General features: G+C 68.3%; 5 protein-coding genes and 1 pseudogene. 4 read left to right on the top strand and 2 right to left on the bottom strand.

Annotated elements, in window-relative coordinates:
- A pseudogene (locus AC2CJA_RS17975) lies at positions 1-975 on the bottom strand (hypothetical protein); the annotation flags it as partial.
- 509 nt (positions 976-1,484) lie between these two features.
- On the opposite strand from AC2CJA_RS17975, the gene AC2CJA_RS17970 reads away from it, so the two are divergent.
- The 4 genes from AC2CJA_RS17970 (at position 1,485) to AC2CJA_RS17955 (ending at position 10,583) form a co-directional block, all read left to right on the top strand.
- Positions 1,485-7,673, top strand: a complete 6,189-nt coding sequence (locus tag AC2CJA_RS17970) for a DNRLRE domain-containing protein (protein WP_484603714.1) — start codon at positions 1,485-1,487, stop codon at positions 7,671-7,673.
- 137 nt (positions 7,674-7,810) lie between these two features.
- Positions 7,811-8,413 carry a hypothetical protein gene (locus AC2CJA_RS17965; protein ID WP_484603713.1) on the top strand — a complete coding sequence of 201 codons (603 nt, stop codon included), beginning with the start codon at positions 7,811-7,813 and terminating at the stop codon, positions 8,411-8,413.
- Positions 8,414-8,852: 439 nt separating this feature from the next.
- Positions 8,853-9,974, top strand: coding sequence for an ISAs1 family transposase (locus AC2CJA_RS17960; protein ID WP_484603712.1), 1,122 nt, complete (start codon positions 8,853-8,855; stop codon positions 9,972-9,974).
- Positions 9,975-10,124: 150 nt separating this feature from the next.
- Positions 10,125-10,583, top strand: a complete 459-nt coding sequence (locus tag AC2CJA_RS17955) for a winged helix-turn-helix transcriptional regulator (RefSeq protein ID WP_484603711.1) — start codon at positions 10,125-10,127, stop codon at positions 10,581-10,583.
- 9 nt (positions 10,584-10,592) lie between these two features.
- Here the strand turns inward: AC2CJA_RS17955 and AC2CJA_RS17950 are convergent.
- Positions 10,593-11,392, bottom strand: a protein-coding gene (locus AC2CJA_RS17950) for an IS5 family transposase (protein ID WP_484603715.1) whose coding sequence is annotated in 2 segments (ribosomal slippage) — positions 10,593-11,054 and positions 11,057-11,392 — 798 coding nt in all. Because the reading frame shifts where the segments join, the coding sequence is not laid out codon by codon here.
- Between the last annotated feature and the right edge of the window lie 157 nt (positions 11,393-11,549).

Raw genomic sequence — 11,549 nt, 5'->3', positions numbered from 1 at the left:
CCGCGGCCACCGCACGATCTTCGTTTGTCCACACACCAACCGATGATCACGCGGTGGCCGTACCCGTTTCCAGCCGGGTCCGCAGCAAGATCGCAAAGTCAGACTGGAGTAGTAGCCGGGCTCCTCCGGGCTGATCGACTCGTCCGCCCCCCAGCCCGCGCGGGCGGTGACCGGCGGCTGGGGCACGGTGGACGGCGGCGCGGGCGGCACGCTCACCGAAGGGGACGGGCTCGCCGAGGGCGATGCGCTCGACGCCGGCGGCGAAGACGGTGAGGCGGGCACGGTAGGCGCGGTGGGCATCGTGGTCTGTGGCGGGGCGCTGGTAGCCGGAGCGCTCTGCGTTGCCGGAGCCTCCGGCGTCGGCTCGGTGGCGGGTTCTGACCTGTCCGGTTCCGGCGCGGACGGCTCCGCGGTGGGGGAGGGATCGGCTCCGGGGTCGTCCTCGGTGAACGCGGCGGGCTCCAGGTCCGTGACGGTGGCCCTGCCGGGGTCGATCATGTCCAGCCGCAGGCCCGCGGGTAGCCCGGCCGAGGACTTCCCCCCGGCCCGCACCCGTACCTCGACACCGTCTGAGGGGCCGACCCAGGCCGGCTCGGTGCCGCCGCGCTCGGCGCCGGACTCGCCCTGCCCGCTGTCGCCGTCCAGCACCAGCCAGCCGGACCACTTCCCGCTCCCGGCGGCGCGGGTCCGCGCCTCGACCGTGCCCTCGACCCGGGCTCCGGGGTCGGTCCAGGTCACCCCCAGCATGCTGAACGGCTTCACGTCCCGCCTGCCCGACTCGGCACTGCGGCCGCCGTCGGTCACCTTCAGCGCGGCCGAGTGGAGGTCGGCCCGAACCGGTTTCCCCGATCTCATGGGCTTCCCGTCGTCATCAGCGCTCCCGACGGGAGAGCCGACCACCCCTTGGAGCACCAGCACTCCCGCGACCCCCGCCGCCACCGCGGCACCCGTGCCCCATATTCGACGCGATTTCATACCGCACCCTGTTTTCTTGTGTCCTGGTCGGATCAGGGTGACCAGCCACCCCACCGGACCGGACCGGAACGGTAGCGGATGCGGGGCCGGGACGCCGACATGCACGGGGGTTGTTGCGCTGTGAACCGGCACAGCAGCGAAAACAAGCCACCGCTTACACGAACTCCGCGCCCGGAGGTGCTCCAAGATGTCGCGCTTTGCGCAGAAGCTCGAGCATGCGGCTTCACCTGCATGCCTTTTCGCAGCCAGGAAACCTAATTCACCGTTTATTCACATGTGACACACATCACCATTACAGGGAGTAGCGCCTTGGCCGCTTGCGGTTGATAACTCCCTCTTTCGCATCTTTACTCACCGGATAATTTTCATTGCAGTCAGTTTCCATTCACGGCAGACAGGAACTGCTTTGAGAGACATAGGGGAAACGCCCTCCTCTGACGAGAGAGGGCGTATGTGGGGGGGTGGAGAGCGGAAGCCTGCGGTGGACAGCCGGCGGCCTCGCTCTCCTGATGTCCGTCACCCTCATGCAGGGGGCGGCCACGGCGCAGCCGTCGCGTCCGTCGGCGGAGAAGGAGCCGGAGCCCGCGGTGACGCAGGCGGCTGACATCGTGTCGGCGAAGGTGGCCGCGCGACTGTCGAGCAAGCGGGTCGAGGCCCTGAGCGAGCGGACGGAGACCTCGACGACCTGGGTGAACAAGGACGGCAGTCTGACGACCGAGCTGTCCTCGGGCCCGGTCCGCTTCCAGCGCGACGGGCAGTGGGTCAAGGTCGATGTCGACCTGGCCCGACAGCCAGACGGCTCGGTCAAGGCCCAGGCGCATCCTGGTGAGCTGACGCTGGCGGGCAAGGGCGGTACGCTGCCCACGTCCCTGGCCGCGGCGGAGAAGGCCCCCGCCCGCGACCTAGTGACACTGGGCGAGGGAGACGAGCAGATCACCCTGCAGTGGAAGGGCGGCCTGCCCGCCCCGGACCTGGAGGGCACCCGCGCCACCTACCCCGGCGCGCTGCCGGACGCCGATGTGATCGTGGAGGCCACCCGGACCGGGTTCGAGCAGTTCGTCGAGATCGGCAAGCGTCCCGCAGCGAAGAACTACTCCTACACGCTGCCGCTGAAGACCGACGGACTGAAGGTCAAGCAGCAAAAGGACGGCAGCCTGCTGTTCACCGACGCCAAGTCGGGGAAGAAGAAGCGGGCGGTGATGCCCGCCCCGGTGATGTGGGACGCCGCCGTGGACAAGGCCTCCGGGGAGCACACCAACCAGGCGAAGGTCGACTGGAAGGTCGTCGAAACCGGCGACGGCGTCGACCTGGTCATCACCCCCGACGCCGACTTCCTCGCCGACCCGGACACCAAGTACCCGGTGACGGTGGACCCCTCCACCTCGGCACTGTCCAACGTCTTCGACACCTACGTCCAGCAGGGCGAGACGCGGGACTGGTCCACGGATGTCGAGCTGGACTGGGGCAACCCCGGCACCACCAATGCGGACGGCACACCCCGCTACGCGCGGTCGTTCATCACCTGGAACACCGGGCCGGTCTCCGACGCACTGGTCCTGGACGCCAAGCTGAGTCTGTGGAACTTCCACTCGGCCAACACCGACTGCAAGCCGTACGAGTGGACGATCTGGGAGACCGGCGCGCCCTCCACCGCTTCGCGATGGACCAGCCAGCCGTCCTGGATCCAGCAGTACGCCAGCTCCACCGAGACCCGCGGCAACCCCGGCTGCTCCACCCAGCCCGACGGCTGGATCAACGCCGACGTCACCGCTCTGGTGCAGACCTGGGCGTCGGCGAAGAACACCCGTGGCCACATGGGCCTGCGCGCCCCGTCGGCCGCCACCGGCCAGTGGAAGCGGGTCAACTCCGCCAACGCCGCCGCCAACCCGCCGAAGCTGGTGGTGACCTACAACTACCAGCCGCGCACTGGCACCAAGCAGGAGGCGGGACCGCCGTACTTCTCCTACGGCGGCGCCTACACGGTCAACACCACCACCCCCACCCTGCGGGACACCTTCGTCGACGCCGACGGGGACAAGGTCAACGGCACCTTCCAGATTTTCGACAACGCCACCAACGCCCAGGTCGGCGACGTCATCGTCTCCAAGTACGTGCCCTCCGGCCAGGTCGCCTCGGTCACCGTTCCGTCCGGGGTGCTCACGAACGGCAAGACCTACAAGTTCCGCACCAGTCCGTATGACGGGGCGCACTACAACACCGGCTGGTCGGCGTGGAAGGTCTTCACGGTCGATACCGCCGCGCCTTCCGCCCCTACCGGGATCGCGTCGACGGACTACCCGCCGGGCTCCTGGGCCAAGGGCGCGGGCCAGGCCGGAACCTTCACTGTCACTCCGCCTGCCTCCGACCACCACTGGCTGGAGTGGTCCCTGGACGATGTGACCTGGACCAAGGTCGCCACCGGCGGCTCCAGTGCCGCCAAGAACATCTCCATCGCCCCTCCGCAGGACGGTACCCACACCCTGCAGATGCGGGCCGTGGACAAGGCCGACAACAAGTCCGAGGCAATCGAGTACACCTTCCACGCCGGGCCGGGTGGCTTCGTTCAGCCCTCCGACGGCGAGCGCACCGCACGCCGGCTGCCGCTGGTTGCCGAGGCCGACGCGAGCAAGTACGACAGCGTCTCCTTCTCGTGGCGCCGCTCTGAGGCCGACGCCTGGACGAAGATCCCGGCCGGTGATGTCACCTCCGGCGGCACGCCGCTGGCCTCGTGGCCGGTGGCGCTGACCGGTGGCAAGAACGCGATGCTCGTCTGGAACGCCACGAACACCGTCGACCCGGACGGCAGTGTCGAGATCAAAGCCGACTTCACCGGGCCGAATAGCGCCTCCGGCAGCACCGATCCGCTGACCGTCGTCGTCGACCGCAACGCCCAGGGAGCCGCTTCCACGCGAGTGGGCCCCGGCGCCGTGAACCTCCTCACGGGCGACTTCACGCTTTCCGAACTGGAGGCCTCCTACTTCGACCTGTCACTCTCGCGTACGTCGTCCTCCCGCGAGCCCGACGCGAACGCCGAGGCGGACGGCCAAGTCGCGATCTTTGGCAAGGAGTGGTCCGCAGGCACCTCCGCAGCGACCACCGGCTCGGACTACGCCTACATCCGTAAGGTCTCGGCCACAGCCATCGACGTGGTGTCGAACAACAACGACGCGGTGCACTTCACCGCGAACGCGGGGAAGACCGGCTGGGTCGCCGAGCCTGGCGCGCAGACGCTGACCCTCACAGGCAGCCTGACCGGCGACTTCACACTCACCGACACCGACGGCTCAGTCACGGTGTTCAGCAGGCTGGACAGCGCCCTGCCGGTGTGGAACGTGTCGTCGACCGAGCTGGACGGCAAGAGCGGCTCCACCACGACGATCACCTCGGAGACCGTCACCGTCGGCGAGACCAAGCTGGCACGGCCCAAGCGGGTCGTCGCCCAGACCTCCGCTGTCACCCCGGCCACCTGCGCAGCCACCCCGGCGACCAAGGGGTGCCGGGTGATGGAGTTCGTGTACGCCACGGCCACCACTGCCACGCTGGACTCCTTCGGCGACTACACGGGCCGGGTCAAGGAGATCCGCTTCTGGTCCACCGAGCCAGGTGCCTCCGCCGCAACGTCCAAGGCGGTCCAGGCGTACGCCTACGACTCCACTGGGCGGCTGCGTCAGACGTGGAACCCGCAGGTGTCACCAGCGCTGAAGACGTCGTACGACTATGACACCTCTGGCCGCGTCACCAAGTACAGCGCGGCCGGGGACCTGCCGTGGACCTTCACCTACGGCAAGGCCGGCTCGAGCAGCGCGGCCGGTGAGGGCATGCTCCTGAAGGCGTCGCGTTCCGCTCTCAAGCAGGGCACGGCCGACGTGGTCGAAGGGGAGGCCGTCACCAGCATCGTCTACGACGTCCCGCTGACCGGGACCAACGCCCCGTACGCGATGGGCACGAGCGATGTGAAGGCGTGGGGACAGACGGACGCCCCGGCCGATGCCACCGCCGTCTTCCCGGCCGACTCCGTGCCAGCCTCGAACACAGGGGGTGACCTGGCCACCGGCGACTACCGGCGCGCGTTCATCCAGTACCTCGGCGTGTCCGGCACCGCAGTCAACTCCGTGACGCCCGGCGGCCACATCGGCACCAGCGAGAACGACCGCTTCGGCAACACGGTCCGCGAACTGACCGCGGCCAACCGCTCCCTGGCGCTGGGGCTCACCGCTGCCGACCGGGCCGCGCAGGCCGAACTCGGCATCGCACAGCTCACCGGTGCCGAACGCGCGGAGCTGCTGTCGACGCGTCGGATCTACGATGCTGACGGCACCCGTAAGCTGGAGGAGTTCGGGCCCCTGCACCGGCTTGACCTGACCGCCGATCTCAAGTCCGGCACGACGACGCTGGTGTCCGCAGGCACCTCCGTCATCGGCCGTCCCTGGGCGGTCAACGCCTACGACGAGGGACGTCCGACGGACGGCACCGCCACCATCAAGGACCAGATCACGCGCACGACCACCGGCGTCGAGGTGCGTGCACATCCCTTGGTGCAGGGCGAGAAGCGGGTGACCCAGACCGTCTACGACTGGGTGGGCGGGCTGCCGGTCAAGAGCGTCCAGGACCCGGACGGACTGGCCCTGACCACGACCACGGAGTACGACAGCCAGGGGCGCGTTCGCAAGGAGGTACCGCCGGGAGCGACCGGGACGGACGCCGCGACGCGAGTGACCACCTACTGGTCCGCCGACGGCACCGGCGCCTGCGCCGGCCGCCCAGAGTGGGCGGACCTGCTGTGCTCCACAGGTCCGGCCGGCACCATCACCGGTGGCGGCTCGAATCCCGCGCAGCTCGTGACCTCCACCGCGGAGTACGACTGGTGGGGCAACACCGAGAAGGTCATTGAGACCGCGGGCAGCGTGACGCGCACCACCACCACGACCCACGACGGCGTCGGCCGCCCGGTCAAGTCCACGGTCACCGGTGGCCTGGGCGCGGCCCTGCCAGAGATCACGACGGAGTACGCCCCGGACAGTGGGCGCCCCGTCAAGACCGTCTCCACCACCGGCGGCACCATCACGCGCGTCTTTGACAAGCTAGGACGGCAGACCTCGTACACCGACGCCGACGGCGGCGTGACCACGGTGGAGTTCGACAAGCTGGACCGCCCGGTTAAGGTGACCGACTCCGTCCCGTCGACCACCACCTTCACCTACGACGACACGGTCGAACCCCGCGGTCTCGCGACGTCCGTCACGGACTCCGTCGCCGGCATCTTCCGCACGTCGTATGACGCGGACGGCTCGGTCACTCGTGAGACCCTGCCCGGCGGCTACACCCTCAACCAGGAGAAGAACCCCACGGGCAGCGCCGTCTCCCGCGTCTACACCCGGGACAGCGACGGAGCCATCGTCTACTCAAACCGCGTCACGGAGTCGGTGAACGGGCAGGTGACCACCCACGCGGGCTGGTCCGACCAGTCCTACGCCTACGACGCGGCCGGCCGACTGACCTCGGTCGACGACACCGCGGACACTCTCTGCACCCGGCGCACCTACGGTTTCGACAAGGGCAGCAACCGCACCACCCTGACCACCGCCGTCTCGGCGCCCGGCCAGGACTGCACGAGCACGGGAGGAACTACCCAGACAACGGCCTACGACAGCGCCGACCGGATCGCCGACTCCGGCTGGACCTATGACGCGCTCGGCCGCGTGACATCCGCCCCCGGACACGGCACGATCGCCTACTACGCCAACAACCTGGCCCAGCGCCAGACGTCGGGCGGTCAGCGCCAGACTTGGCAGCTCGACCCTAACCTGCGGTTTCGGTCCTGGACGGTCGAGCAGGGCAGCGGCACGTCCTGGACGCAGACGGCCTCCAAGGTCAATCACTACGACAGTGACGACGACACCCCCCGCTGGATCGTCGAGAACACCACCACCGGAACGGTCACCCGCAACGTCCAGTCCGTCACCGGAGGCCTGGCGGCGACCACCGGCAAGTCGGGGGACATCGTTCTGCAGCTCACCGACCTGCACGGCGATGTCAGCCTCCAGCTTCATCTAGACACCACCAAGGCGCCGGTAGCGCTGGACAACGACGAATACGGCAACCCACGTACCGGGCAGACCGCAACCCGGTACGGCTGGCTCGGTGAGAAGCAGCGCTCGGCGGAGACCCTGACCGGCCTCACCCTGATGGGCGTGCGCCTCTATGATCCCGCTCGCGGACGTTTCCTGCAGCCCGACCCGGTGCCGGGCGGTTCCGCCAACGCGTACGACTACTCCAACGCGGACCCGTGCAACGCCACCGACACCGACGGCATGAGCCCGAAGTGCGGCAAGCGCCGGATCAAGAACGGCTACGGCATGCGGATCATCGTCCAGCGACGCGGCGGCGGTATCGCGAGGAACAGCTACCGTTACATGGGCTACTACATCAACGTCCAGATCATGGGCTTCGCCAACCGCTACCTGGTATTCACCAACGCCACCTATGCGGAGACCTGGGGCGTGCCGCCGGGCAAGCGCGGCAAGATGCGCAAGCTGCAGGCGAAGGCCACCTGGAAGAACCCGGTCAAGATCGGGTGGGCCGTCCACTACAACATCCAGGTCAAACCGGGTACGAGGATCTGGACCTACGGTGCGGTCATGGTCTCGGGATGGAACGGATACGTAGCCGACATGTCCTACTCCTGCATGGCCAAGTGACCTGGCGTGCACGTCGGCCAGTTGGATTGTGAGTTGGCCGACGTGCACGTCCAACTACTCAGACGGTGGTGGCGCGCCATCCCGCAGCTCCGTAAAGCTCGACGAACGAGAAAGCAAAAGAGATCATGAGAGAGTCGATGGCTGACATCGCCGGAACCGCCCTCCGGCTCGGGCACCCGCCAAATGCCCGCGCGGCAGCACATCACCTGCCGCAGGACGCCGACACCCCCTCCGTCGCCGACGTCTGGATCAGCGGCGACCTCGGGTTCGTCCTGCTTCTGCACCGTCGGGGCGACGGTCTCGTGGCCGAAGAGCTGTACTACTCCTTGCGCGGGGAAGGCGGCGTCTGGGAGCGCCCGGACCATCTCAGCGGGGGCATTGTGGGCGTGGAGCTGGCGGACCCCTCCGCTGTCGAGGACGTGCTCGCCGGGGAGCCGATGTCCGTGATTGCTGAATCCGAATCCCTGGTCCACACCGGGCGCGGCCCGAACGGCGACGAAGGGGAGCTCGTACACGTGTGGGAACTCCTAATGAGCAGCGAAGCGGACCTCATTGAAATCGAGTACTCTTCACCGACCTTCCCCGAGACATCGGCAGTCTCTAGACGAGACCTGACCGGCCCCTTGGTGGTCCTCGTCCTACTGCCCGGCAAACGCGCGCGCGTCCAGGCCATGCGAAGAGAGAATGCATCGCTCACTCGGCTCGGCGACCCACTGGAACTCCACCACCCGGAGCTGTGACGCACTGAGGTTTTCTCAGCGAAATGATCTACGCGAAGCCGGGTGAGACTTCGATACCGGGGCAGGCCGGACAGTCCTGCCCCGGTGACGGACAGACGTAAAGCCCCTGGTAGGACGGTTCTCTCTCATAAGATCGTCCGCTGCGATACCAGAGGCTTCACGTTGGTCCCCTATGGTGCCATGCTCGACGTCCCCCGCCCGGTGGTCAGGGGCATTGCGTGAAGCGGATTCGCCGCAAATGTCTGTGACGTTGCGTCACGTCGGGGTTGGTGCGGTTCCGGGGGTGGAACGCAGTGCAGGCACGGTGCCGGTGATCATGTGAGTGTCTACGTCCCATGAACACCGAGCGAGCCCGTGCCTGCCTCTGCATCATCGCCCATCGCCTCCCCGCTGGGCCAACTGGCCTCGACATCCGACCCGGCACCTCTTCTCGACGCCCTTGAGCTGCGAAGTTTCCTGGGCCGCGTGCCCGATCCCCCGGGGCCGCAAGGGCCGGATCTACCCCTTGGACGCGCTGGTGTGCGCGGCAGCCGCCGGAGTTCTGGCGGGCGCGAAGTCGCCGGCCGCCGTCGGTGAGTGGGTCACCGACGCGCCGGCCTGGGCCCTGCGGGCACTCGGCTTTGCCCCAGACCCGCTCACCGGCCAGATCCCCGTCCCGCACCCCGCGACCGTCCGTCGCCTGCTGGAACGCCTCGACGGCGATGTCCTGGACCGGGCCATCGGCGCCTTCCTCGACACCCGCCAGACCGCCCCGGACGGTGAGCGGGCTCCGCATGCGGGCCGTCGGGCTGTCGCGGTGGACGGCAAGACGGTGCGCGGCTCACGCACCACCGAGAAGACCGCGGTGGTCCTGCTCGCGGCGATGGATCACACCGGCAGCGTCCTGGCCCAGCGGCAGATCGCCGACAAGAGCAACGAGATCCCCGCCTTCGCGCCCCTGCTGGATGCGATCGACGATCTGGACAGCGTCGTCGTCACCGCCGACGCGCTGCACACCCAGCACGCCCACGGCACCTACCTCCGCTCCCGCGGGGCCCACTACCTGGCGATCGTGAAGAAGAACCACGCCAAGCTCCACGACCGGGTGCGTCATCTGCCCTGGCAGGACATGTCGTTGGAGCACTACGACCGCACCCGCGCCCACCACCGCGTCGAGATCCGCAGGCTGAAGGCAGCAGCCTTCGATCACCTCGACTACCCCGACGCGAAACAGGCCCTCCAGATCGTCCGATGGCGTCTGGACCGGGCCACCGGTGAACTCACCATCGAGCGGATCTACCTGATCACCAGCCTCGCCCCCGGCGCCGCGACCGGCCCCGAACTCGCCTTCTGGATCAGAGGCCACTGGGGCATCGAGAACCTCCTGCATCACGTCCGCGACCGGACCTTCCGCGAGGACGACTCCAAGGTCCGCACCGGTCATCTGCCCCGCACCATGGCCTCCCTGCGCAACCTAGCCATCAGCGTCCACCGCCAGGACGGCGCCACCAACATCGCCGCCGCCCTCCGACGCGCCGCCCGCGACTACCGCCGCCCCCTGACCGCCCTCGGACTCACCTGACGAACTTGGACAAGATCACTTCATGCAATGACCCTGGCTGCAGCAGTCGCCGCCATACGTCCATTACGCCCCAACCTCAATCGGTAGCAAATTGCAACTGATCCGACGGTACGGCATGATGGTTTCAATCCGCAACCTATGGGAGGTGGCATGTCACGCAGCACCGGGCGCGCCCCGGACACCGGCTGGACCGACCCCGACTGCCCCGTCGCTCGCACGCTCGACCTCGTCGGCGACCGGTGGAGTCTTCTCGTCATCCGCGACGCGATGGACGGAGCACGATCGTTCACCGAATTCCGGCGACGCACCGGCATCGCCCGCAACATCCTCACCGACCGCCTCCGCAAGCTCACCGCTCACGGACTCCTCGCCCAGCGCACCGCATCGTCGGGCCGCCGCCGGGAGTACATACTCACCGACGCCGGCCACGCCCTCTTCCCCGTCATCCTCACCCTGCGCCAGTGGGGGGAACGCCACGCCTTCGCACCCGGCGAGACCCACTCCACCCTCGTCGACCGGCACGGCGCCCCGGTCCCGGAGATCACACCGATCACCACTGACGGCACCCCCCTCGACGCCGACACCACCCACGTGCGGAAGACCCAGTAAGAAGTCATCTCATTTGGTGAGTCGTCGGTAGCAGATGAGGGTGCAGGCGATGCTGGTGAAGGCGAGGAAGTGCTCGGCCTTGCGCTCGTAGCGGCGGTGGAGGCGCCGGCAGCCGGCGAGCCAGGCCATGGTGCGTTCGATGGCCCAGCGGTGTCGGCCCAGCCGCTGCGAGGTCTCGACGCCCTTGCGGGCGATGCGGTGCCCGATGCCCCGCTGGGACAGCCATCGCCGCAGGTGGGCGTAGTCGTAGCCCTTGTCCGCGTGGAGCTTGCCGGGCCTGCGACGGCGCGGTCCGCGGTGGGAGCGGATCGGGGGTATGCCCTGCACCAGCGGGATCAGGGCCTGGCTGTCGTGGGTGTTGGCACCGGAGATGCCGACGGACAGGGGCAGACCGGTCCGCTCGGTGATCAGGTGGATCTTCGACCCGTACTTGCCCCGGTCGACAGGATTCGGACCGGTCAGGTCCCCCTTTTCAGCGCTCGCAGGTTCACCGAGTCGATCGCGCACCGCGACCAGTCCAGCTCGCCTCGGGCGCCGAGTTCGTCCAGGACCAGGCGGTGCAGCCTGGCCCACACCCGGGCCTTCGTCCACTCGGTGAACCGCCGGTGGGCCGTGGCCCCGGACGGCCCGAACGATGCGGTGGGCAGCTGCTGCCAGGTACACCCCGACGTCGCCACGAAGATGATCGCGGCCAGCACCTCCCGGTCGCCGTGCCGGCGACGGCCGCCGCCCTGCGGCCGCAACGGCGCCTCCGGCACCACCCGCTGGAACAGCTCCCACAACTCATCCGGCACCAGCCGCTCAACGATCCCTGCCACGGCCAAGAGCCTACCCAGCCAAATGAGATGACTTCTTAGCTTGGCGTTTAACCTCTGAGCCGTTTCAAGCGGGCATGTTCGGTGAGGGTCTCGATACGTTTCACGGTTTTCCCGGGCTCGTATCGTCGGGCTGACCTGCGGTTTCTTG

This window comes from Streptomyces sp. ATLC9 (assembly GCF_057196705.1).
The sequence above is the reverse complement of the archived record's forward strand: the minus strand, read 5'-3'. Positions and strand labels throughout refer to the sequence as shown.

Excerpts from the sequence above, each read along its gene's own strand:
- AC2CJA_RS17955 (WP_484603711.1), top strand. The coding sequence starts at position 10,125 with ATGTCACGCAGCACCGGGCGCGCCCCGGACACCGGCTGGACCGACCCC.
- AC2CJA_RS17970 (WP_484603714.1), top strand. The coding sequence starts at position 1,485 with ATGTCCGTCACCCTCATGCAGGGGGCGGCCACGGCGCAGCCGTCGCGT.
- AC2CJA_RS17965 (WP_484603713.1), top strand. The coding sequence starts at position 7,811 with ATGGCTGACATCGCCGGAACCGCCCTCCGGCTCGGGCACCCGCCAAAT.